This is a genomic window from Streptomyces sp. NPDC002994 (genome assembly GCF_040611155.1).
Taxonomy (GTDB): Bacteria; Actinomycetota; Actinomycetes; order Streptomycetales; family Streptomycetaceae; genus Streptomyces.
In genome coordinates this window covers 1-23966 of the sequence record NZ_JBEXNQ010000012.1, presented here as the reverse complement: position 1 = coordinate 23966, position 23966 = coordinate 1, and the positions used below count along the sequence as shown (strand labels likewise).

Sequence of the window (23966 nt, the reverse complement as noted above, 5' to 3'; positions counted from 1 at the left end):
ACTGCCCGGGCTGCCGGTGAGCACTACTACGCGAGACGTTCCCGGCCACTCCATCCGCCAAGCTGCGAGAGCGCGCAGGGCGGAGGCCCGGCCGCCTATGTACGGATGCGGGGCGTAGCTGGTTGGTGTGCCGGTCATGGTCCTTGTCCTCCACCGCTGCGGATGGTGTGTCAGTCGTTGTGCAGTGGGTAGGTCCACGCATTGGAGTGGGAGCCCTCTGTATCGATCTCCCAGAGGGCATCCTCGATGTGCTGCCGGAGTAGGTGTCCTTCGTCCCTGTTCTCCAACGTCTCGAGAATGCGGCGCCCGGTGATCCACAGGGTGACCATGGCCAGGAAGCGGTCGAGGTCGGTGGCCACGAGGAGGCCTTCGAGTCCGCTCTCGTCGGCGTCGGGTGGCATGCGCAGGATGTGTCCGGAAGGGCCGTCGATGACGATCTCCGCGCCCATCCACAGGCCGATCTGGAAGAACGGACCGCTCTCCGTCGGCTGTTCGATGTCGTCCGGCCAGGTCAGTTCCCAGAGGAACCTCTCGTAGTCGGGCTCCAGCCGGATGCCGTTGTCGTCCATGGCGGGAAGGCCGATTTCAGTCAGCACGCGACGGGCGGTCTCATCGGTCAGACCGGTCGGCAGGCGTCCGGGTTCGGTGAGTACGACCGCCGTGCGGGGATACAGCCTTCCCAGGTCGTTCGCGCTTGGCGCGGTGGCTGCGATGGGTCTGGTGGGGCCGACGGCGGTTGGGTTGCCGAGCAGCGGTCCCGCTGCCAATGATTCGGGCATGATCTCGGCACCGGCTTCGCTGCCTTCCACGGCGAAGACACCGCCAGGGCCGGCGAAGACCCGCAGGTCGCCGAGGTGTAGCGAGACGGGAAGCAATTCCTCATCGAGCCCCGCTTCGCTCTCATCCTGGTCGAGGAGCTCGCTGCGGCTGGTAGGACCGGCCAGCCCGGTCTCCGGCGGCCACGCCAGTGCGTCGGCAGCTTCGCCAGGAAACTCCTCGCCGAACCACGGGCCCGCCACGAGCTCCGAAGTCTCGGCGTCCCATACACGCACCGCGCCGTCCTCGGCGCTCGCGGCCACCGCCGGCCGACCCCACCAGCGCACCGCGAACAGCTGGTAGACAGGCCCGGGTTGGACGTAGCTCAGGTCGTATCCACCTGGCGGGCGCCAGTGCGCCCACCGGGTCCTCCAGGGAAGGCTGACGCCGGACTGCTCGATCGCGGCGCACAGTTCGGAGTCCGCACGTGCCATGGCCGACAGATGCAGCCATGCGGCCCACTCGCCCTGATCGGCCGGAGCCACCCCGTGCATCCACAGGTACACCGCGTCGGCAGCCGGGTTCGAGCCGGGCAGGGAACCGTCGTGCGCGCAGTGCGCGGCATCGAGGAGGGCGCGCTGCGGAAGATTGGCCAGTACGCTCCCGTCCCCCAGCAGCTCGTCGAACTCACCGGCCTGTACCGCGTGCATGGCCAGTCCATGAGCGGCGTATCGGCCGAGCGGCCCGGCGGCGGACCAGCCCTCGGGGTGGCGCAGTCTGGGGGCGAGTCCTCGCAGCCATCGCACCATGTGGCGGTTGACGCGCGTGCTCAACTCCTCGGGCGTCCGGCGACGCAGCGCTTCGGCTACGGCCTCGTCGGTGAAAGCGACCTCCGCGTCGGTCACCGTGACGAGGTCTGCGAAGCGCTCGGCGAGCCCACGCAGTGATGCCTGGTCGGCTCCATTCGGACCGACGGCCCGGGCCAATTCGCCCCACACTTCCCATGGAACACGGCGCGGCTCGGACAGTGCGAGCGCGCACAGTTGTGGTGATTGGGCCGCTGCCGCGACAGCAGCCCCCAGTGCGCTCTGAGGGTTGTCGGGTGCCGTGTCGTCGAGCCGGAGCGCGGGCGCACCGTGTCGCGACGCCTCACTATCCGATGGTGGCGTATCGACCACGACGCTCGGACCCGCGAGGGAAAGCCGCACTGCTGCCTTGTCGCGCACCAGAGCCGGCTGGGCGGATCTGCGAGTGAGCCCTGCCCGGCCCGCATGCGTGATCAGAACCAGCTTGCCGCGGCCTTGCATGCGGGCGGCGGTGCGCCATAGGTAGGGGTGCTCCTTGTGCTCCGGTACTCCGATGAGCGCCAGAGCGTTTCGAAATACGTCTTCCGCAGCGGAACCAGTGGCATTGAGCAGCAGACTGCCGGGGATGTCCCGGTGCGCCTGTTCCAGCACGTCCGTTGCGCCAGTGAGGCTGACGACGTCCACGTGCTTCTTCTTTGGCCCGTCGTTCCACCAGGCACTCAGCCATGCGGCTGCCTGGGCCGGAGACAGGCGCTCAGCGTCAGAAGAGGGCTTGGACATGGGGCTCCTAACTCGGCTTTGGCATATGCAGCATAGCTTTCGCCCAAGCCGAGCCAATGGCCGAGAGGTGCTCATCCATCTCGGCGTCCATGTCCTGTTCCTTCTCGCTCCGCAGCTCCCCTACCTTGGTGCTGATTTGTTTGTTGGTTAGCTTCAGCTTCTTGAGTTTCTCTTCGCGTTCCGCGGGAGTTACGTCTCCCATCTTCTCGATGGCTTCATCCTGCTTCTTCTTCCACTTTTCGCGCTCCTCGTCCCGCATTGCCACGCCCTCCGGGTCAGTCCGGTAGGTGGTGCTGTAGTAGACGGGCAGCTTCCCATCCTTGAATGACGGGTGCCCGCGAACGCGGGTCGAGCAATCGGCGTGACCCTGCCCCTTGCCGCAAGGCTCACGTTCTGTGTAGAGGCCGGCCAGTCGGTATTTCTCGCCGTCCGGACCAGAGTTGGTTCTGTCGAACCAGTCGAGAAGATGTTTCTCCGAGTGCCGAGGAGAGACGCGACTGCCGTCCGTCGGCACCGATGAATCCACGACAAATGTACTGTTTCCGTCTTTGTCAACCACTTCGATGACGGCGTAATTCTTGCCGGAGAAGTCTGGCTTGTGGGGCCCCATGGCGTCGATGAGCCCATTGACGGCTTTGTCGGTCAGTGGAGATTTCTTCTTTCCCGTGACCTGTTGGTGCAGGTTTTCAAGATCCTTCTTGGTCTCCGGATCCTCGCGGTACTGCTTCGGGAACTTCGCTTTGGCATTGTCCCGACTCTCGGAGCTCACGCCGCGGTCCTTGTCGGCCGCCACGTCGTCCGAGCCGTCACGGCGCTTGGCGCCCGTATACGGCTTGCCATCCCGGTCGTGCTCGGGGTTGTGGCCCACTCCCTGGCTCTCGTGGTACCCGAGGCTCAGTCGGGCGAGGGAGGCGACGACGGCGTACCGCTGGCCGTCGTTCATCTGGCGGAAGTCGTCCCCCAGGGCGTCCTCCAACTCCTGCCGCGTGAACGCAGTGGGCGGCAGGTCGGTGTCGCCTTTCTCGCGGGCTTTGTTATATGCCTCCATCCGGTCTGCGGCGCTTTGCAGGAGGGGTGTCAGCCTGCCTTCAGCCGCCCAGCTCCGGAGGCTGTCATGGACGGGGTCGAGACCGATTCGGTGGACCTTCAGGCCGCGCTCGGCGTCCGGATCGTAGTCCTTGTGTTCGTGCTGGTCGTCGCTCTCGTAGTTACGCAACTCCTGCTGGGGCGAATCCGGAGGGAGATCCAGGTGCTCGTCCGTCCTGCCCTCAGGCTCGGGTAGCGACTCGTTGCGCTTTTCCCGGGTCGGATCGTCGGGCAGCTTCCCGTCATCCTTCGACGGGCTTTGCCCTGCCGGATCCTCCGGTGGGCGGCGGCTCTGCCCGGCAGAAGTAGCCGGGGTCTGGCGGGAGGTCCGATTCGTACCGTCGGGCCTTGAGCGGTCCCCCGTGGTTCCGCTGTCGGACGAAACCGGCTGCCGATTCGAGTCCAGCGGAATCGCGAAGACTCCATTGTTCCCGCTGTGCAACGGCTTCGAGCTCTGCTGCCCGGTCTGCGCATCGATGTACGTGATCTTGCCGTTGTGGTTGACGGCGTTCCACGCGTGCGCCCGCCCGTTGGCGTCCTGCGTGATGATCACGGCCTGTGAGCCGTGGCCGCTGTTGCGGAGAGTGTTTTCCAGGCGGTTGAAGGCGTCGCGTCCGTTGCCCATGTCGCTGAAGCGGGCGCCGAGGGTGTTCTCTATTCGGTCACGGCCGCCCTTTTCGCCGCGGTCGGAGGGGTTGCCGTCGGCGTCGTGGTCGGGGGTGCGTGCGCCCGCGGCGGTGGGGTTGCCGGCGAAAGTGTCGACCGTGGAGAGAGCCGTGTCGACACAGTTGTTGTTACGGCCGGGCGCATCGCGGCCCTCGCCGTTGATGCGCTCGACCCAGTCCCCGTCCTTCGGGTCCGGCGGCCGGGTCGGGTCGCCGTTCTCGTCTCGGGGGACCGAGTTGTCCAGGGCGTCCTGCTCGGCGCGGGTGGGGTCGGTGACCCCGCCGGGAGGTGTGGTGTTGCGGGTCGTGGCGGCCGGTGTGGGAGTGGTGGGCTTGGTGTTGTTGTCCTCCTGGCCCTGCTGCTGGGGCGGTGCGGTGGTATTGGCGTTCTGCGTGGTGGGCTGGGCGGTGTGACCACTGGGGGCTGGGGTCACGGTCTGGATGGGGACCGCCGTCACCTGTTGTTGCTGCTGTTGGTTCTGCGTGTTTGGCGTGTTTGGTGTGTTCGCCGGGCTGGGTTGGGTGTTCTGAGGTGTGTTGGGTTGCGAGCCCGGCTGTTGCGGCTTGTTGCCCGGGTTGGGGCTGGGGGTGGCTCCGGGCTGGTTCGGCGTGCTCGGACTGCTCGGGGTGCTGCTGTTCGGCGTTGAGGACCTGTCGGGCGTGCGGCCGGGAGCGTTGGAGTCCGAGGCGTTCGGACTCGGCGTCGCTGCTGGAGTGCCGGGGTGCGACTGTGTGGTCCTGGTCGGGGTTGGCTGCCTCGGGTCCTGGCTCGGGGTGGTTGATTCGGGGCGGCTCGTGTGGGGCGTGGTCGAGGCCGGGTTCGTGTTGGGCGTACGCGTACCTGCCGAGCCCGGTGTGCTGGTGCTGGGCGTGGTGGTCGCCCCAGGGGTCGGGGTAGGGGTGGATGTGGAGTTGGGCGGGCTGGGGTTTGATGTGCGGCCCGGTGTGGTCCCTGGTGCGGGTTGGTTCGGGTTCGGGGTACGGGTCTCCGGCGTCCCCGGAGTGCGGGCGTCCGTCGATGGTGTCGGCGTACTGCGTGGTGGTGTCGACGGTGTCGGGCTCGGGGTGGAGGCGGGGCCGGTTCCGGTGGGGTTGGGGGTGCCTGGGGTGGTGGAGGGGGTCCTGGGCGGGCCCTGGGATGGGTTGGGGCTGGTGGGGCTCGTGCCGGACGTGGAGCCGCCTGGGGTGGTGTTCGTGCCGGTACGGGCGCCTGCCGCGCCGTCCGCGGTGGAGGGCGGCGTGGGTGACGTCGGCATCGAGGAGTTGCCGTCCGGGCGCGGCGCCGCGGTGGAGGGGTCGGCTGTGGTTGGTGCGGGGGCGGCGTTGGACTGGGTAGGGATGCTGGCGGCGAGGCTGTCGATCGAGGTGCTGATCCCGCCGCCGCTGTTCGTGGAGGAGGGTGTCGCGCCGGCCGTCGGTGTGGGAGCCGATTGCGGGGAGGGTGAGGTGAGGCCGCCGGGGGAGGAGGAACCCCCGCGGGTGTCGCCGGCACTGGGTGTGTTGCTGCTGGTGTCCGGGGCGGGAGACGGGGACGGCGACGTATTGCTGGGTGCGGGGTCGTCGAAGTCCGACAGCGTCGGCCGGGAGGGCGAATTCGAGGAGGAAGGATTCTGCCCGGAGTCCGGGGCGCCGGGCGATGAGTCCGGGGTGCCGCTTCCCGTGTCGGTAGTCGGAAGACTTCCGAGGTCGGGGGCGCTGTAGCTCCCGGGGTCGTCGCCGTCCGCGGATATGTTGCCGCCGATATTCGTGTTACCCGTGTTGGCGTTCGAAGGTGAGGTCGTCGACGAGTCCGAGCTGGAGGAGTTCGACGAGTCCGACGAGGCTGACGAGTCCGAAGAGTCCGAGGAGTTCGAGCTGTTCGAGGAGCCGGTGTCCCCCGAACTGTCGTCGCCGTCCCCGCTGTTGCTGCTGGTGCCGTCCGTGCCGTCACCGCTGTTGTTGTCCGCTGTGGGGTTGGAGCGGTTGCGGTAGGCATCCATGCTGTTGTTGTAGCCGCTGTCGATGCCGTCGCGGACGCTGCTGCCGGCCTTCCTGCCCAGGCCGTCGCGCAGGCCCTCGGCGAACGTCTGCGGGCTTTGCTTGATGGCCTCCCAGCCGCCCTTGGCGCCGGCCGAGACGGTCTTGCTGAGGTCGAAGCCTTCCTGGGTGCCGAAGCCGACGTTGACGGACTGCGTGACCAGGTCGGTGACCATGGCCTGGACAGCCGATACGGCGGGTTCCTTCATCATCTCGATGATGGCCTGCATCAGCGCGTCTTTGAGGGCGTCGAGGATACGGCGCACGGCCACGCGGGTCAGTTGCGTGGCGGCCATGCCGGCCGCTGCGGAGAGGCCGAAGGTGACGATGGACGCGGCAGCGGCGGCGGCGATCTGGAAGGCCAGCGCGAAGAGTTGGACGATGACCGCGTACTTCGCGAACTCCACCAGAGTTGCTGCGGCTTCAAAGGTGGTCGCGATGATGTAGGCGGCTTCGGAGGCCTTGGCGAGGTAGCCGTCCGAGCCGCCGTCGGAGAACTTCTTGTAGTGGGTGATGAACTTGTCGATGGACTCGCCCGCGTTGTGCGCGATCACGGTCTGGGCGCTGGTGTTCGCCCGTATGTGCAGCTTCTGGGCGTCGTCACCGAACTGGCGCCACAGTGCGGCGGAGTCTCTGAGCAGGTCCTCGTTGGCAGTCGGCCACTTGTAGCCGAGCATCTCCAGGATCCACTCGACCTCGTCCGGCAACATCATCGCCACAGCGCGCCACACCCCCGATAGGCAACCGACGCACAACGCCCCCTCACCACAAGGGGAATCACACGAAGTGCAGCCGTACCCAGAGCTTACTGACCATCACCGGAGCAACTCGAGTGGGTTCCTGTCACAACCCTGTTGCAGGGGCGCGCTAAAAGCCGACAACGAGCCCTGACCAACAACAAGCCCACCGTGCTGAGTTCGGCGTTCGGCCGGTCGACGCTCGACTGCACGCGCGGGTCGGCGGTCCCCCGTTAGACCGACTTGAAGTTGTTCACCTTCGCGCCGCCCTCGGCATCGTGCTGCGCAGTGAGCGCCGCGTACTTCGCGTCCTCTTCGATCTCGTGCTGCTCGTGTCGCACGCCCATCGCGGTGAACTTCACGCCCATACCCGCGATCCGCTTCGCCAGGCTGGGCATCGAGTCCTTCATGCCGTCGCGCAGGCCTTCGTAGACGACGCCGAAGTGCTCGCCCAACTCGTCATCGCCCCACGGCGGAGTCTTGCCCGACTTGCCCTCGATGGCGTTCAGTCCCTCGAACAGTGCCTTCGCGGCCTTGGCGTAGTCCTGGCCCACCTCGAACATGTGGAAGCCCTCGCCCTTGAGCACCGACGCATCGGTCCTCATCGTGTCGTTCCCCGCCACAACTGCCCCCTGTAATCCCGCAGTCCTGCAAACCGCACCATCTGTCGCAGCGTCAGCCTAGCGCCCGCGCCACACCCCTTCCAGGCAAAACGCGAGAGGGGCGGCGCCCCACCGGGCGCCGCCCCTCACACACATGCGTACAGCCGAAGAAATCAGAACCTGGGCGGCAGCCAACCCGTCTGCACCATCTGCCCGCTCCTCCGCCGAGTGTGGAAGTACCCACGCCCCGGCGGCAGCTGCGACGGCGAGATGTTGCCGAGCAGCGCACCCTCCGACCGGTCGCCGGACATCACCAGACCCTGCGCCCCGAGCTCCCGCAGACGCTGCATCACCGGCTCGTACAGCGACCGGCTCGCGCCGCCCGCCGAGCGCGCGATGATTACGTGCAGGCCCACATCGCGGGCGTACGGCAGATACTCCACCAGTGGCGACAGCGGGTTCATGCCGGTCGCCACCAGGTCGTAGTCGTCGATGATGACGTACGCGTCCGGGCTGTTGTACCAGCTCCGGTTGCGAAGCTGCTCCGGCGTGACATCCGGCCCCGGCATACGGCGGCTGAGCGACCCTGCCAGGCCCTCCAGCGTCTCCGTCAGCGCCGGCGCCGACGCGCAGTAGCGCGACAGGTGCGAGTCCGGTACGGCCTCCAGGTGCGCACGCCGGTAGTCACCCATGACGATCTTCGCCTGGTCGGGCGTATACCGCTCGGTGATCTGCTTGATGAGCAGCCGCAGCACCGACGACTTCCCGGACTCGCTCTCACCGAACACGATGAAGTGCGGGTCCGTCTCGAAGTCGATGAAGACCGGCGCGAGCGCCGACTCGTCGATACCGAACGCGATACCGCGATCCGGGTGCTCGAATCCCTTCGGCAGCCGGTCCGCCTCCATGATCCTCGGCAGCAGCCGGACCGCCGGAGCCGGGTTGCCCTGCCAGTTCTCGTTGATGCCCCGGATGAGTACGGAAGTGGCCTCCGCCAGGTCCTCCGTCTCCGAAGAGCCGTCGACCCGCGGCAGCGCCGTCATGAAGTGCAGCTTGTCCGTGGTCAGACCACGACCCGGGACGGACGCGGGCACGTTCTGCGCCACCTTGCGGTCGATCTCCGACTCGGTCGGGTCGCCGAGCCGCAGCTCGATGCGGTTCTGCAACATGTCCTTGAGCGCGGGCCGCACCTCGGTGTAGCGGCTCGCCGTCAGGATCACGTGTACGCCGAAACCGAGACCGCGCATCGCCATGTCGGTGATGGACGCCTCGAGCATCTCGTAGTCCGTTTTGAAGGTCGCCCAACCGTCGATGACGAGGAAGACGTCACCCCACGGCTGGTCAGGCAGCTGCCCGGCCGCCCGCCGCTGCCGGTAGGTCTGGATCGAGTCGACGTTGTTCGCGCGGAAGTACTCCTCACGCGCGTTCAGAATCCCCTCGACCTCGCTGACCGTACGACGCACCTTCTCGCCGTCGAGCCGGTTCGCGACCCCGCCGACGTGCGCCAGGTCCTCCATCGCGATCAGACCGCCACCGCCGAAGTCCAGGCAGTAGAACTGCACTTCGCTCGGCGTATGAGTAAACGCGAACGACGAGATGAGCGTACGCAGCAGAGTCGACTTGCCGGACTGCGGACCACCGATGAACAGACCGTGGCCCGCACCGCCCGCGAAGTCCCGGTACAGCACGTCGCGCCGCTGCTCGAACGGCTTGTCCACCAGACCGACCGGCACATTGAGCCGCCCAAGGGCGGTGTACTCCGGCGCGGTCAGACCGCGCTCCGCCGTGACCGCCAGCGCCGGCAGCAGCTGCTCCAGCGAAGGCGCCTCCTCCAGCGGCGGCAGCCACACCTGGTGGGCGGGCGGTCCCTGGTTCTCCATCTTGGCGACGATGACGTCCAGGACGGTGTCGGCGAGCGCGTCGTCGATCCGGTTGTCGGCCTCCGGCTCCTCGATCACCGGCTGCGGCGGCAGCGCCACGTGCTGCGCCGTGAAGAGCGCGGGCCGCAGCTGAGTCGAGCGGTGCACCCGCGACGGACCCTCACCGTGGTACGCCCCCGACACGTACGCCGCCTTGAAGCGGACCATGGTGTCGGTGTCGTACCGCAGATACCCGGAGCCGGGAATCGACGGCAGATGGTACGCGTCCGGGACGCCGATCGCCGTACGCGACTCGGCGGCGGAGAACGTACGCAGACCGATCCGGTACGACAGATACGTGTCCAGCCCGCGCAGCTTGCCCTCCTCCAGGCGCTGCGAGGCGAGCAGCAGGTGCACACCCAGCGATCGGCCGATGCGGCCGATCTGGATGAACATGTCGATGAAGTCCGGCTTGGCGGTGAGCAGTTCGGAGAACTCGTCGAGCACGATCACCAGAGAGGCCAGCGGCTCCAGCGCGGCACCGGCCGCCCGCGCCTTCTCGTAGTCGTGGATGTTGGCGTAGTTGCCTGCCGTACGCAGCAGCTCCTGGCGGCGCTGCATCTCACCCATGATCGAGTCACGCATACGGTCGACGAGCGTGAGGTCGTCCGCCAGGTTGGTGATGACGGCCGCGGTGTGCGGCATGTCCACCATGCCGGCGAAGGTCGCACCGCCCTTGAAGTCCGCGAGGATGAAGTTCAGCGTCTCCGAGGAGTGCGTCACCGCGAGACCGAGCACGAGCGTACGCAGCACCTCGGACTTACCGGAACCGGTCGCTCCGACACACAGGCCGTGCGGGCCCATGCCCTCCTGCGAGGCCTCCTTGAGGTCGAGCATGACCGGCTCGCCGTTCTCCCCGACACCGATCGGTACGCGCAGCCGCTCGTGCAGCGTGCGCGGCCGCCAGGTGCGTGAGACGTCGACGGACCCGGCGTCGCCGATGCCCATCAGATCCGTGAAGTCCAGGTTCGACAGAAGAGGTTCGCCTTCCTCCGCCGTACCGACCCGGAAGGCGGCGAGCTGCCTCGCCAGCGAATCGGCCTGCTCCTGGCTCAGCACATCCGGCTTGCCGCTGTACGCCGACTCGTGTCCCACGAACAGCTGCATACGGCTCGGCTTCAGATACGCCGTGAGATTGCCCCGCAGCTCGTCCTCCAGCTCCCCGGGGGAGATCTCCAGGAAGGTGACGCCCTGAAGCCCTTCCGCGCCGGCGAGCCCGGAGTCCGGCGGTACGGTGCCGCCGTCCAGCACCACGATCAGGTGCGGCTGGTCGTAAACGGGGTTCGCGTCCCGGTTCCAGCGCGGCCGGTCGGCCAGCTGGTCCTCCAGCGCCTCCTCCAGCTCGCCGAGGTCGTCGAACAGGAGCCGGGCCGAGCCCGCTCCGTCCTTGGCCTTCGGATGCTGGCTGTGCGGCAGCCACTTGATCCAGTCCCAGTCCGCGGCGGCGGACGGGTGCGCGACCACGGCGACCATCAGGTCCTCGGGCGAGTGCAGCGTCGCCAGCTGGGCAATCGCCGCACGGGCGTTGCCGTAGACCGTGTCACTGTCCCCGGCCAGCGCCAGGTGGTAGAAGGCGCGCAGCGAAACCGACACCGGCAGATCGGCGAGACTTCCGTGCGCGTCGAGGAAGGCCTTCATGGCCGCGGCGGTCAGCGGCTCCAGCTCCTCCTTGGGAGCGGTCTCCGGTGCGGCCAGCGGAGTTGCCAGCTGCTGGCTGCCGAGCCCCATGCGTACGGAGGCGAAGTCCGCGTCGGTCGGGCGCCGTTCCCACAGCCGCTTGCCGTCCGCCGCCAGCGCCCAGAGCTGGTCCGGATCCGGGTGCTGGAAAAGCTGGGTACGCCGCTGGAGTTCGGCGGTTTTGTGCACGTCCTTGCGGACCTGCTCGAGATAGCGGAAGTAGTCACGCCGGTCCTGCGCCATCCCCGCGCCGCCGCCCTGGCGGGACTTGGCGAACTGGGCGATGCCCATGGCGAGGGTCGAGGCGAGCATCAGCCCGCCCACCACCCGCATATAAGACGGAAGGTTCGGCATGAAGAAGAAGCCGACAGAACCCAGCATGCCCATCATCGGCAACAGGCTCATCAGCACACCGTCGTCGCCCTCCCGCGGGATTTCGGGCGGCGTCTCCAGCTTCACCTCGCCGTCCGGGACAGCAGGCGGCATGATCCGCGGCTGCCGTTTGATGATGACGACGCTCACCGATGCACTCATCCTTCGCGATTGCTGTGTCTCTCCGGGTACAACCCCCGGACCCCCGGCCCAAAGAACGGGCACGCACAGCCGCTGATCCTACTGTCACGCATGAGACCGCCGGGAGGCAGGAGCGTGGAGATGCGGGGGAGTCCGAGGAGGAATGAGGGAGGCGGCACCTGTGGCCCCCCGAGTGGACGATAAGGTGGCGCTCCGCGTCGTACGAGCGGCGTAAAGAAGCTTGTCTACAGGGGGAACTACCAGGTGAGCACGGGCACATCGACGGGTTTCTGCCGAGTCACCGTCGCAGCTCCGGACAGTCGTATCGATGTGGCGCTGCCGGAGGACCTGCCGATCCAGGACATCTATCCGGAGATCATCAGGCTCTCGGGCATGGTCCAGTCCGACGGCAGCCTCGCCGGATACCACCTCGTACGCCGCGACGGCCATGTGCTCGACGCGAGCCGTTCGTTGCTGGAGCACCGGGTCAGGGACGGCGAGGTGCTGTTGCTGCGCACGTTCGCCGATTCGCTGCCGCCGGCCGTCCATGACGACGTGGTCGACGCGGTCGCCACCGCCGTCAAGCAGGACTTGCGCGGCTGGAACGACAACTTGATGCGGGTCGCGGGCCTCGTCTCCGGCGTACTGCTGCTGACGATGCTCGGCTTCGTGTTCTGGTTCGCGGACCCGGTCCGCCACGACATGCACGGCCTCCAGGGCATCGTCGCCGGAGTGGTCGCGCTGGCTCTGACGGCTCTCGCAGGTGTACGCGGCCGGGTGTACGAAGACCGGGCCTCCGCCGTCGCGCTGGGCATCGCCGCACTGCCGCACGCCCTCATCGCCGGTTCCGGTGTCATCCCGCAGGACGCGGGCGAGGGCCCCGGCAGGCTGCAGTTCCTGGTCGGCTGCGTAGCCGTACTGATCTTCTCCGTCGTACTGATCATGCTGCTGCCGCAGGGAGACGCCCCGTTCGTCGCCGCGGCGCTGGCGGCGGCCATCGGTACGTTCGCCGCGTTCGGTGGAGTGCTCACCGAGGCCCAGCCCCGCGAGATCGCCGCCGTCACCTCGGTCGTCGCGCTGGCGGTCGTCGGCTTCCTGCCGGGCTGGTCGGCCCGCTTCGCCAAGCTGCCGATCGGCTTCCGCAACCCGGAGGACCTGGCCAGGGCCCGCCGCGAGGGCCAGGAGGGCAACCTCGAGGCCGTCGACGTACAGCGCATCGTCGCCCAGACCAGCCGCGGTCACGAACTGCTGCTCGGCCTCGTCGGCGGCTGCGCCGTCGTCATCCTCGGCGCGGGCGGCGCGGTGCTCGGCTTCAGCGACAGTGGGTGGGCCCAGCTGATGGCCCTGGTCACCGCGCTGGCCGCGATGCTGCGGGCGCGCCTGTTCCGCTACACCGCGCAGGTCACCTGCCTGCTGGTGGCCGGCGTCCTCACGACGGGCCTGCTGATCCTCGGCCTCGCGATCTCGCCCCCGCTCGACATCCTCGCGGACCTGGCCACGGGCAACTCCGCGGGCATCGACGTACGGACCCTGTGGCTCGGCGCCTCGGTCGCGGCCGGCGCGATGCTCCTGATCGCGATCGCCTTGATCGTTCCGCAGAAGGGCCTGTCACCCTTCTGGGGCCGCATGCTGGACCTGGCGGATTCGCTGGTGCTGCTCTCCCTGATCCCGATCTGCCTGGCGGTCCTCGATGTGTACGCGAAGGTCAAGGGCGGCTTCTGATCCGGTGACGTACGCCGACGGGCGCCGTCACCCCTGATGACGGGGTGCTCGCATCTGCTGGTAAGCTGCATGACGGCCGCTTGTGTATGCGCCCCCGGAGCATCCGGAGGCTGCGCCCAGCGGATCCCCGCCTCCCGAGTAACGGAAGCTCCCCAGAGAATTCGACCTGGGGCACTCGATGGCAATACGAAGACCAAGAGGAGTACGCGTGCCGCTCGACGCCGCTACGAAGAAGCAGATCATGACCGAGTTCGCTCAGAAGGAAGGCGACACCGGCTCCCCCGAGGTCCAGGTCGCCATGCTTTCGCGCCGGATCTCGGACCTGACCGAGCACCTGAAGCTGCACAAGCACGACCACCACTCCCGTCGTGGTCTGCTGATCCTGGTCGGCCAGCGTCGCCGCCTGCTGCAGTACCTGGCCAAGAAGGACATCCAGCGCTTCCGTGCCCTGGTCGACCGCCTCGGCATCCGCCGTGGCGCGGCCGGCGGCGCCAAGTAAGACGGACGTCGTGAAGGGAGCGGTACCCCACTTCTAGGGGACCGCTCCCTTTGCTGTACGTGCGAGACGTACCGGACGCTCAGTAGTCTGGTCGTACAACGAAACACAGAACACGAGCGAGAAGCGGCTTCCCCGCCGCCGGTCCTCGGTAGTGGCCCCCGGAGCACAACGACCCCGGGGTCTTCGATCGAAGACCGGCCCCGCAGCAGAAGCGCTTCTCCGCCACCGTCCCTCCGCCACACGGGCGTATGGGACGAAAGACGAAAAGTATCGGAGATAACGCTAGTGGAGAACGAGACCCACTACGCCGAGGCCGTCATTGACAACGGTTCCTTCGGCACCCGCACCATCCGCTTCGAGACGGGCCGCCTGGCCAAGCAGGCCGCCGGCTCCGCCGTGGCGTACCTGGACGACGACACCATGGTGCTGTCGGCCACCACCGCTTCGAAGAAGCCCAAGGACCAGCTCGACTTCTTCCCCCTGACGGTGGACGTCGAGGAGCGGATGTACGCAGCCGGCAAGATCCCCGGCTCCTTCTTCCGTCGTGAGGGCCGGCCCTCCGAGGACGCGATCCTCACCTGCCGCCTGATCGACCGCCCGCTGCGCCCCTCCTTCAAGAAGGGCCTGCGCAACGAGATCCAGATCGTCGAGACGATCATGGCGCTCAACCCCGACCACCTGTACGACGTGGTCGCGATCAACGCCGCCTCCTGCTCCACGATCCTGGCGGGCCTGCCCTTCTCCGGCCCGATCGGCGCCACCCGTGTCGCCCTGATCAAGGGCCAGTGGGTCGCCTTCCCGACGCACACCGAGCTCGAGGACGCCGTCTTCGACATGGTGGTCGCCGGTCGCGTCCTGGAGGACGGCGACGTCGCGATCATGATGGTCGAGGCCGAGGCCACCGAGAAGACGATCCAGCTCGTCGCCGACGGCGCCGAGGCTCCGACCGAGGAGATCGTCGCCGCCGGTCTCGAGGCCGCGAAGCCGTTCGTCAAGGTCCTCTGCAAGGCCCAGTCGGACCTCGCCGCCAAGGCTGCCAAGCCCACCGGCGAGTTCCCGGTCTTCCTCGAGTACCAGGACGACGTGCTGGAGGCGCTGACCTCCGCCGTCAAGTCCGAGCTCACGCAGGCGCTCACCATCGTCGGCAAGCTCGACCGCGAGGCCGAGCTGGACCGCATCAAGGAGATCGCCGCCGAGAAGCTGCTCCCGGCCTTCGAGGGCCGCGAGAAGGAGATCTCGGGTGCGTACCGCGCGCTGACCAAGCACCTGGTCCGCGAGCGCGTCATCAAGGACAAGGTCCGCATCGACGGCCGTGGCGTCACGGACATCCGTACGCTCGCCGCCGAGGTCGAGGCCATCCCGCGCGTGCACGGCTCGGCGCTGTTCGAGCGTGGCGAGACCCAGATCCTGGGCGTCACCACCCTCAACATGCTCCGCATGGAGCAGCAGCTGGACACCCTTTCCCCGGTGACCCGCAAGCGCTACATGCACAACTACAACTTCCCGCCGTACTCCGTCGGTGAGACCGGCCGCGTGGGCTCGCCCAAGCGCCGCGAGATCGGCCACGGCGCGCTCGCCGAGCGCGCCATCGTGCCGGTGCTGCCGACGCGCGAGGAGTTCCCGTACGCGATCCGTCAGGTGTCCGAGGCTCTCGGCTCCAACGGCTCGACGTCCATGGGCTCGGTCTGCGCCTCCACCATGTCGCTGCTGAACGCCGGTGTGCCCCTCAAGGCCCCGGTCGCCGGTATCGCCATGGGCCTGATCTCGCAGGAGATCGACGGCAAGACCCACTACGTCGCCCTCACCGACATCCTCGGTGCCGAGGACGCGTTCGGTGACATGGACTTCAAGGTCGCCGGTACGAAGGAATTCGTCACCGCGCTCCAGCTCGACACCAAGCTGGACGGCATCCCGGCCTCCGTCCTGGCCGCGGCCCTCAAGCAGGCCCGCGACGCCCGCCTCCACATCCTCGACGTGATGATGGAAGCGATCGACACGCCGGACGAGATGTCCCCCAACGCCCCGCGGATCATCACCGTCAAGATCCCCGTGGACAAGATCGGTGAGGTCATCGGCCCCAAGGGCAAGATGATCAACCAGATCCAGGAGGACACCGGCGCGGACATCACGATCGAGGACGACGGCACCATCTACATCGGTGCCCAGGTCGGCTCGCAGGCCGAGGCGGCCCGCGCGACGATCAACGCGATCGCGAACCCGACCATGCCGGAGGTCGGCGAGCGCTACCTGGGTACGGTCGTCAAGACCACCACCTTCGGTGCCTTCGTCTCCCTGATGCCCGGCAAGGACGGTCTGCTGCACATCTCGCAGATCCGCAAGCTCGCCGGTGGCAAGCGCGTGGAGAACGTCGAGGACGTCCTCGGTGTGGGCCAGAAGGTCCAGGTCGAGATCGCCGAGATCGACTCCCGCGGCAAGCTCTCCCTCGTCCCCGTGATCGAGGGCGAAGAGGGCACCGACGCCGACCAGAAGGCCGACGCCGACCAGTGACATCCCGTAGTTCCGTGACGACGGCCCGCACCTCTTCGGAGGGGCGGGCCGTCGCCCGTACCCAAACACTGCTCAAGGGCCAGAACGGCATCGGCACCGTCCGCAGGACCACCCTCCCCGGCGGCCTGCGGATCGTCACCGAGACCCTGCCCTCCGTACGCTCCGCCACCTTCGGCATCTGGGCGCATGTCGGCTCCCGCGACGAGACGCCCACCCTTAACGGCGCCACGCATTACCTGGAGCACCTCCTCTTCAAGGGCACCGAGAAGCGCAGTGCCCTCGACATCTCCTCCGCGATCGACGCGGTCGGCGGCGAGATGAACGCCTTCACGGCGAAGGAGTACACGTGCTACTACGCACGTGTACTGGACACCAACCTCCCCCTCGCGATCGACATCGTCTGCGACATGCTGACGGGGTCCCTGATCAAGGCGGAGGACGTCGACGCCGAGCGCGGAGTCATCCTCGAAGAGATCGCGATGACCGAGGACGACCCGGGCGATGTCGTCCACGACCTGTTCGCCAAGACGATGTTCGGCGACACCCCGCTGGGCCGCCCGGTCCTCGGCACCGTCGACACCGTCGAGGCGCTGTCCGCGGACCGCATCCGCCGCTTCTACAAGAAGCACTACGACCCGACGCACCTGGTCGTCGCTGCCGCGGGCAACGTCGATCACGCCACCGTCGTACGCCAGGTCCGCAAGGCCTTCGAGCGCGCCGGCGCCCTGTCCCGTACGGACGCGGTCCCGCTCGACCCGCGCGACGGCTCCCGCGTCATCCGCACCGCGGGCCGCGTCGAGCACCTGAACCGCAAGACCGAGCAGGCACACGTCGTCCTCGGCATGCCGGGCCTGTCCCGCACCGACGACCGCCGCTGGGCCATGGGCGTACTCAACACGGCTCTCGGCGGCGGCATGTCGTCCCGCCTCTTCCAGGAGGTACGGGAGAAGCGCGGCCTGGCCTACAGCGTGTACTCGTACACCTCCAGCTTCGCCGACTGCGGCCTCTTCGGCGTGTACGCCGGCTGCCGGCCCGCCCAGGTCCACGACGTACTCAAGATCTGCCGCGACGAGCTGGAGAAGGTCGCCGCAGACGGTCTGCCCGACGAGGAGATCGACCGCGCGGTCGGCCAGCTCTCCGGCTCCACGGTCCTCGGCCTGGAGGACACCGGCGCGCTCATGAACCGCATCGGTAAGAGCGAGCTGGCCTGGGGCGACCACATCTCGGTCGACGACATGCTCGCCCGGATGGCGGCAGTGACGCCCGACGACGTACGGGAGGTGGCCGCCGAAGTCCTGGGCCACCGTCCCTCGCTGTCGGTCATCGGCCCGCTGAAGGACAAGCAGGCCGACCGCCTGCACGAATCAGTCGCCTAGAGCCCCAGAGACGTCAGACAGAAAGAAGCAAGCAATGAGCAAGCTGCGCGTGGCCGTTCTCGGTGCCAAGGGCCGTATCGGCTCCGAGGCCGTACGGGCCATTGAGGCCGCGGACGACTTGGAGCTGGTCGCGGCGCTGAGCCGGGGCGACAAGCTCGAAGCCCTCGTCGAAGCCGACGCCCAGGTCGTGGTCGAGCTGACCACCCCCGCGTCGGTGATGGGCAACCTCGACTTCTGCGTACGCCACGGCATCCACGCGGTCGTCGGCACCACCGGCTGGTCCGACGAACGCCTCGCGCAGCTGCGCTCCTGGCTCGACACCTCCCCGGAGACGGGCGTGCTCATCGCGCCGAACTTCTCCATCGGCGCCGTCCTCACCATGAAGTTCGCCCAGCAGGCGGCCCCGTACTTCGAATCCGTCGAGGTCGTCGAGCTGCACCACCCGAACAAGGCAGACGCCCCTTCCGGTACGGCCACCCGCACCGCCCAGCTCATCGCGGCGGCCCGCGCCGAGGCCGGCAGCGCCCCCCAGCCCGACGCCACAACCACGGCGCTGGACGGCGCGCGCGGCGCGAACGTGGACGGCGTACCCGTACACGCCATCCGCCTGCGCGGCCTCCTCGCCCACCAGGAAGTCCTCCTGGGCGGCGAGGGCGAGACCCTGACGATCCGTCACGACTCCCTGCACCACAGCAGCTTCATGCCGGGCATCCTGCTCGGCGCGCGCCGCGTGGTGACCACTCCCGGCCTCACCTTCGGCCTGGAAAACTTCCTCGACCTGAACTGACGGCAGAGCAACAGCCATGCGCGCAAAGATCACGTACTTCGTCCTCGCCGCCGTCCTGGTCGTCTACTTCGTCCTGGCCGGCAGCCGCGGCTACTTCCTCATCCGGGAAGGGACCGTCCTCACCGTCACCTTCGGCGTCGCGGTGCTGATCCTCCCGGCCATCGGCGTCTGGTTCCTCTGGCACACCACGCAGTTCGCCCGCAAGGCGGACGCGCTGTCGGCGAAGCTGGAGGCCGAGGGCGGCCTGCCCGTGGACGAGCTGGTACGTACGCCCGCCGGACGCATCGACCGCGACTCCGCCGACGAGGTCTTCGCCCGGCGCCGCGCGGAGACCGAGGACGCCCCGGACGACTGGCGCTCCTGGTTCCGTCTCGCGATCGCCTATCACGACGCGCGGGACACCCCCCGCGCCCGCAAGGCGATGCAGCGGGCGATCGCGCTGCACGAGGGAAAGTAGACCCACGCGAAAGGGGGCGTCCGACCGGACGCCCCCTTTCACATGTGCTGCCGAGTCTCAGACGGGCCGGTACTCGTCGCCCCACGCCTCGACCGTGTCAGCAGCCCGGTCAAAGGCCTCCACACGCGACAGGAAGTCGGCGTTGTGGTCGGTGAGCAGCTGAAGCCGCTCACCGTTCTGGTGCACAAGTACGAGCGCCTGGCCCTGCACCGTGCGCGGCAGCCCGAGCCACCGCACCGGCTGCTGAACCGTGCGTACGTCCGTGGCCCGGCCCCACGGCACCGTGGTCGTCGAGAAGAAGCCCACGCGCCGCAGGCCGTGCCGGCTGACCCACGCACCGACGCGCAGCAGGCGAAGCGCGCAGGCGATCAAGACCACGCCGAGGCCCAGACAGATCCCGGCTCCCGGCATCGCACCGGCAAAGGCGATGACCATCGCCGCCAGCAGAAGGAAGGACGCCATGAGCAGCAGCAGGGCTGCCGCTCCCACGCGCCAGGGCCCGGGACGGTAGGGCCTGCGCCATTGATCGTGGTCGTCGAAGGGCAGCGCGACATCGTCGGACGTCTCACCGGCCACTTCGAAAGCACGGTCGGCAGTCAGGAAAGGCAGGGGCACGACTGATCCTCACTCACCAGCACGCTCGATTGGGCTGTGCCCGGTGAGGCTACCGAGGAGGTCTTCGCCGGGCCACCTCAGGGGGCCCGGACGAGTCAGCGACCGTCAGCGGCTTCGGACTTCTGTGTCGCACCCGGGCCCTGTGCGGGATCGAGGGCGGGAACGCCGAAGAGCAGCGATCCCACAAGCCCGGCGACGACGGTGAGACCGATGAGCATACGACCCACGATCTGGGACGCGCTCGGACGTTCGGGGGGCGGAGGGGTGACGTTACTGCGGAATCGGTCGGCCTCGGCAACGAATGCGAAGGGGACGGACTCTCGCCGGCGCAACATGGGGCGGTACTCCTTTGATTTATTTGATCTGGTACCAGTGCTTCTACAGGGACAGACGAAAAAAGCTGTCGCTTGGTGCCCGATTTCCCTGAATCGGCCGAACAATGTCCCCCGACCGCCGACGGGCCGAGACTGTCACCCCCGGCCCGTAGAGTGTGGGGCGCCCGAGCGATGTACATGGAAGGACCCCGCCGGTGACTGTTACCCCTGATGGCACCCCCACAGAGACCCCGAAGCCCAGCTTCCGCAGCGAAGTGACCGTCGAACTGGTGAAGCACACCGCCAGCGACTCCGACGTCCTGTGGGCCGCCCGTGTCTCGACCGCCGGCGAGCAGTCCCTGGAGGAGCTGAGCAAGGACCCGGAGCGCTCAAAGGGTCTGATCAACTACCTGATGCGCGACCGCCACGGCAGCCCCTTCGAGCACAACTCGATGACGTTCTTCATCAGCGCCCCGATCTTCGTCTTCCGCGAGTTCATGCGCCACCGCGTCGGATGGTCGTACAACGAGGAATCGGGCCGTTACAGGGAGCTGGAGCCGGTCTTCTACGTCCCCGGTGAGTCCCGCAAGCTCGTCCAGCAGGGCCGCCCCGGCAAGTACGAGTTTGTCGCGGGCACCCCGGAGCAGCAGGAGCTCACGACCCGCGCGATGGAGGACTCCTACCGCCAGGCGTATGACGCCTACCAGGAGATGCTCGCCGCCGGAGTGGCCCGTGAGGTCGCCCGAGCGGTGCTCCCCGTAGGCCTGTACTCCTCGATGTACGCGACGTGCAATGCCCGCTCCCTCATGCACTTCCTCGGCCTGCGTACGCAGCACGAGCTCGCGAAGGTGCCGTCCTTCCCGCAGCGCGAGATCGAGATGGTCGGGGAGCAGATGGAGGCCCACTGGGCCAAGCTCATGCCCCTCACCTACGCGGCCTTCAACAACAACGGACGCGTCGCACCGTAAGGCCCGAATACCGGCCTGAGTACAGATGTACGGATCGACCGTCCGAAGTGTCCGTATTGCCGCAGTTCGAGAATTTCATCTAGGCTGATCAAACGGACCCGGCACTGCTTGAACCCCCGAGCAGGCAGTGTCGGGTTCTACTCTTCCTGTACGTCTGACCTCCCCCGAGGGGACACCACGCGTTGAGCAGCGAGTAGCGTGTTACCCATGGCTCCGATCTCCACTCCGCAGACCCCCTTCGGGCGGGTCCTCACCGCCATGGTCACGCCGTTCACGGCGGACGGCGCACTCGACCTCGACGGCGCCCAGCGTCTTGCCGCCCACCTGGTGGACGCCGGCAACGACGGCCTGATCGTCAACGGGACCACCGGCGAGTCCCCGACCACCAGCGACGCGGAGAAAAACGACCTGGTACGGGCGGTCCTCGAAGCCGTCGGAGACCGGGCGCACGTAGTGGCAGGAGTCGGCACCAACGACACCCGCCACAGCCTGGAGCTGGCCCGCACCGCCGAGCAGACCGGCGCCCACGGCCTCCTCGCGGTGACGCCGTACTACAACAAGCCCCCGCAAGAGGGCCTGCTCCGGCACTTCACGGCCATCGCCGACGCCACCGAGCTCCCCGTGATGCTCTACGACATCCCGGGCCGCAGCGGTGTGCCGATCAACACCGAAACGCTGGTCCGGCTCGCCGAGCACCCGCGGATCGTCGCCAACAAGGACGCCAAGGGCGACCTCGGCCGCGCCAGCTGGGCCATCGCCCAGAGCGGCCTCGCCTGGTACTCCGGCGACGACATGCTGAACCTTCCCCTCCTGTCCGTCGGCGCGGTCGGCTTCGTCTCGGTCGTCGGCCACGTGGTCACCCCCGAGCTGCGCGCCCTCCTGGAGGCCCACCTCGCCGGCGACGTACGCAAGGCGACCGAGATCCACCAGCGGCTCCTGCCGGTCTACACCGGCATGTTCCGCACCCAGGGCGTCATCACCACCAAGGCCGCCCTCACCCTCCAGGGCCTGCCCGCAGGCCCGCTGCGCCTCCCCATGGTCGAGCTCACGCTGGACGAAGAGGCACAGCTCAAGCGGGACCTGGCAGCCGGCGGAGTCCAGCTCTAGCCGGCCACAGACTTCACAACTGAATAAGCAGGAATCCCACAGACAACAGCAAGTGCACGAATGTCATGCGCGCCACGTGCCTCAGCGGTACGTGGCGTGTGTGGTGAGGAGAGTCTTTTGAGTCATCCGCATCCTGAACTCGGTACGCCGCCGAAGCTCCCGAAGGGCGGCCTGCGCGTAACCCCGCTCGGCGGTCTCGGCGAGATCGGCCGCAACATGACGGTCTTCGAGTACGGCGGCCGCCTGCTCATCGTCGACTGCGGCGTGCTCTTCCCCGAGGAGGAGCAGCCCGGCATCGACCTGATCCTGCCGGACTTCACGTCCATCAAGGACCGCCTCGACGACATCGAAGGCATCGTGCTCACGCACGGCCACGAGGACCACATCGGTGGCGTCCCCTTCCTGCTCCGCCTGAAGCAGGACATCCCGCTGATCGGCTCCAAGCTGACCCTCGCCCTGATCGAGGCGAAGCTCCAGGAGCACCGCATCCGCCCGTACACCCTCGAGGTCACGGAAGGCCACCGCGAGCGCGTCGGCCCCTTCGACTGCGAGTTCATCGCGGTCAACCACTCCATCCCGGACGCGCTGGCCGTCGCCATCCGCACCCCGGCGGGCATGGTCGTCCACACCGGCGACTTCAAGATGGACCAGCTCCCGCTGGACCGCCGCCTCACCGACCTCCCGAAGTTCGCCAAGCTCGGCGAGGAGGGCATCGACCTCCTCCTCTCCGACTCGACGAACGCCGAGGTCCCGGGCTTCGTCCCGCCCGAGCGCGACATCTCGAATGTCCTGCGTACGGTCTTCGCGAACGCCCAGAAGCGCATCATCGTGGCGAGCTTCGCCAGCCACGTGCACCGCATCCAGCAGATCCTCGACGCGGCCCACGAGTACGGGCGCCGCGTCGCCTTCGTGGGCCGCTCGATGGTCAGGAACATGGGCATCGCCCGCGACCTGGGCTACCTCAGGGTCCCGGCCGGCCTGGTCGTCGACGTGAAGACCCTCGACGACCTCCCCGACCACGAGGTGGTCCTCGTCTGCACCGGCTCCCAGGGCGAGCCGATGGCAGCGCTCTCCCGCATGGCCAACCGCGACCACCAGATCCGCATCGTCCCGGGCGACACGGTCATCCTGGCCTCGTCCCTGATCCCGGGTAACGAGAACGCGGTCTACCGGGTGATCAACGGTCTGACCCGCTGGGGCGCCAACGTCATCCACAAGGGCAACGCCAAGGTCCACGTCTCGGGCCACGCCTCGGCCGGCGAGTTGCTGTATTTCTACAACATCTGCAAGCCGAAGAACCTGATGCCGGTCCACGGCGAATGGCGCCACCTGCGCGCCAACGCCGAGCTCGGCGCCCTGACGGGTGTTCCCAAGGACCACATCGTCATCGCCGAGGACGGCGTGGTGGTCGACCTGATCGACGGCCGCGCGAAGATCGTCGGCAAGGTCCAGGCGGGCTATGTGTACGTCGACGGCCTCTCGGTCGGCGATGTCACCGAAACCCACCTCAAGGACCGCCGGATCCTCGGCGAGGAGGGCTTCATCTCGGTCTTCGTCGTGGTCGACACCGCCACCGGCAAGATCGTGGGCGGCCCGAACATCCACGCACGAGGCTCCGGCATCGAGGACTCGGCCTTCTCGGCCGTCGTCCCGCGCATGGAGGAAGCCATCGCCAAATCGGCCTCCGACGGCGTCCTGGAGACACACCAGATCCAGCAGCTCATCCGCCGTACGGTCGGCAAGTGGGTCTCCGACACCTACCGCCGCCGTCCGATGATCCTGCCGGTCGTCGTCGAGGTCTGACGGGCCAACTGGGAGCGGGGCGCCTCGATTTGCATCGAGGCGCCCCGCTCCAGTACGTTTACGACTCCTCCTGAACGGGAAGCCCGGCGCACTGGTGCGCCTGGGGCCAACCGAACGGGGCGGGAATTCCGACTCAGAACTTCTGATAAAGTCGGAATCGCCGGAAAGGGAAACGCGAAAGCGAAGAACTGGAAAGCACCGAGGAAGTCGGACACGAAAGAGTCTGATAGAGTCGGAAACACGAAATACCGAA

General features: G+C 67.7%; 15 protein-coding genes. 9 read left to right on the top strand and 6 right to left on the bottom strand.

The annotated features are described in order from the left end of the window. Positions 1-170: 170 nt before the first annotated feature. The 4 genes from ABZX79_RS17610 to eccCa form a co-directional block, all read right to left on the bottom strand. Positions 171-2342, bottom strand: coding sequence for an SUKH-4 family immunity protein (locus ABZX79_RS17610; protein ID WP_355257752.1), 2172 nt, complete (start codon positions 2340-2342; stop codon positions 171-173). A gap of 7 nt (positions 2343-2349) precedes the next feature. Continuing rightward, positions 2350-6822, bottom strand: a complete 4473-nt coding sequence (locus ABZX79_RS17605) for a toxin glutamine deamidase domain-containing protein (protein WP_355258281.1) — start codon at positions 6820-6822, stop codon at positions 2350-2352. Between the two features lie 257 nt (positions 6823-7079). Then, positions 7080-7451 carry a hypothetical protein gene (locus ABZX79_RS17600; RefSeq protein ID WP_355257750.1) on the bottom strand — a complete coding sequence of 124 codons (372 nt, stop codon included), beginning with the start codon at positions 7449-7451 and terminating at the stop codon, positions 7080-7082. 170 nt (positions 7452-7621) lie between these two features. Further along, the gene (gene eccCa, locus ABZX79_RS17595) at positions 7622-11566 is read right to left on the bottom strand and encodes a type VII secretion protein EccCa (protein ID WP_355257747.1); all 3945 of its coding nucleotides are present in this window, start codon (positions 11564-11566) and stop codon (positions 7622-7624) included. A gap of 255 nt (positions 11567-11821) precedes the next feature. On the opposite strand from eccCa, the gene eccD reads away from it, so the two are divergent. The 6 genes from eccD to ABZX79_RS17565 all read left to right on the top strand — a co-directional run bounded on the left by eccD (position 11822) and on the right by ABZX79_RS17565 (position 18906). After that, positions 11822-13279 carry a type VII secretion integral membrane protein EccD gene (gene eccD / locus ABZX79_RS17590; protein WP_355257744.1) on the top strand — a complete coding sequence of 486 codons (1458 nt, stop codon included), beginning with the start codon at positions 11822-11824 and terminating at the stop codon, positions 13277-13279. A 208-nt stretch (positions 13280-13487) separates the two neighbouring features. Continuing rightward, positions 13488-13778, top strand: a complete 291-nt coding sequence (gene rpsO / locus ABZX79_RS17585; RefSeq protein WP_215133174.1) for a 30S ribosomal protein S15 — start codon at positions 13488-13490, stop codon at positions 13776-13778. Positions 13779-14063: 285 nt separating this feature from the next. Continuing rightward, a complete protein-coding gene (locus ABZX79_RS17580) occupies positions 14064-16286 on the top strand; it encodes a polyribonucleotide nucleotidyltransferase (RefSeq protein ID WP_355257741.1) in 2223 nt (740 codons plus the stop codon). Next, positions 16283-17662, top strand: coding sequence for a pitrilysin family protein (locus ABZX79_RS17575; protein ID WP_355257739.1), 1380 nt, complete (start codon positions 16283-16285; stop codon positions 17660-17662). The genes ABZX79_RS17580 and ABZX79_RS17575 overlap by 4 nt, the downstream gene beginning before the upstream one ends. Positions 17663-17696: 34 nt before the next feature. Continuing rightward, entirely contained in the window at positions 17697-18449 is a 753-nt protein-coding gene (gene dapB, locus ABZX79_RS17570; RefSeq protein ID WP_355257736.1) for a 4-hydroxy-tetrahydrodipicolinate reductase, read from the top strand. 16 nt (positions 18450-18465) lie between these two features. Then, the gene (locus ABZX79_RS17565) at positions 18466-18906 is read left to right on the top strand and encodes a hypothetical protein (protein WP_214974703.1); all 441 of its coding nucleotides are present in this window, start codon (positions 18466-18468) and stop codon (positions 18904-18906) included. 57 nt (positions 18907-18963) lie between these two features. Here the strand turns inward: ABZX79_RS17565 and ABZX79_RS17560 are convergent, their stop codons facing one another. Then, entirely contained in the window at positions 18964-19521 is a 558-nt protein-coding gene (locus ABZX79_RS17560; protein ID WP_355257732.1) for a hypothetical protein, read from the bottom strand. A gap of 95 nt (positions 19522-19616) precedes the next feature. Continuing rightward, a complete protein-coding gene (locus ABZX79_RS17555) occupies positions 19617-19856 on the bottom strand; it encodes a hypothetical protein (RefSeq protein WP_355257729.1) in 240 nt (79 codons plus the stop codon). Positions 19857-20050: 194 nt separating this feature from the next. Here ABZX79_RS17555 and thyX point away from each other — a divergent pair, with 194 nt between their 5' ends. The 3 genes from thyX to ABZX79_RS17540 all read left to right on the top strand — a co-directional run bounded on the left by thyX (position 20051) and on the right by ABZX79_RS17540 (position 23713). Next, entirely contained in the window at positions 20051-20803 is a 753-nt protein-coding gene (thyX, locus tag ABZX79_RS17550) for an FAD-dependent thymidylate synthase (RefSeq protein WP_355257726.1), read from the top strand. A 207-nt stretch (positions 20804-21010) separates the two neighbouring features. Next, a complete protein-coding gene (gene dapA / locus ABZX79_RS17545) occupies positions 21011-21910 on the top strand; it encodes a 4-hydroxy-tetrahydrodipicolinate synthase (protein ID WP_355257723.1) in 900 nt (299 codons plus the stop codon). Positions 21911-22027: 117 nt separating this feature from the next. After that, entirely contained in the window at positions 22028-23713 is a 1686-nt protein-coding gene (locus tag ABZX79_RS17540) for a ribonuclease J (protein WP_355257720.1), read from the top strand. Positions 23714-23966: the final 253 nt, after the last annotated feature.

Excerpts from the sequence above, each read along its gene's own strand:
- ABZX79_RS17610 (WP_355257752.1), bottom strand. The coding sequence starts at position 2,342 with ATGTCCAAGCCCTCTTCTGACGCTGAGCGCCTGTCTCCGGCCCAGGCA.
- ABZX79_RS17605 (WP_355258281.1), bottom strand. The coding sequence starts at position 6,822 with ATGATGTTGCCGGACGAGGTCGAGTGGATCCTGGAGATGCTCGGCTAC.
- ABZX79_RS17600 (WP_355257750.1), bottom strand. The coding sequence starts at position 7,451 with ATGAGGACCGATGCGTCGGTGCTCAAGGGCGAGGGCTTCCACATGTTC.
- dapB (WP_355257736.1), top strand. The coding sequence starts at position 17,697 with ATGAGCAAGCTGCGCGTGGCCGTTCTCGGTGCCAAGGGCCGTATCGGC.
- ABZX79_RS17565 (WP_214974703.1), top strand. The coding sequence starts at position 18,466 with ATGCGCGCAAAGATCACGTACTTCGTCCTCGCCGCCGTCCTGGTCGTC.
- ABZX79_RS17555 (WP_355257729.1), bottom strand. The coding sequence starts at position 19,856 with ATGTTGCGCCGGCGAGAGTCCGTCCCCTTCGCATTCGTTGCCGAGGCC.
- dapA (WP_355257723.1), top strand. The coding sequence starts at position 21,011 with ATGGCTCCGATCTCCACTCCGCAGACCCCCTTCGGGCGGGTCCTCACC.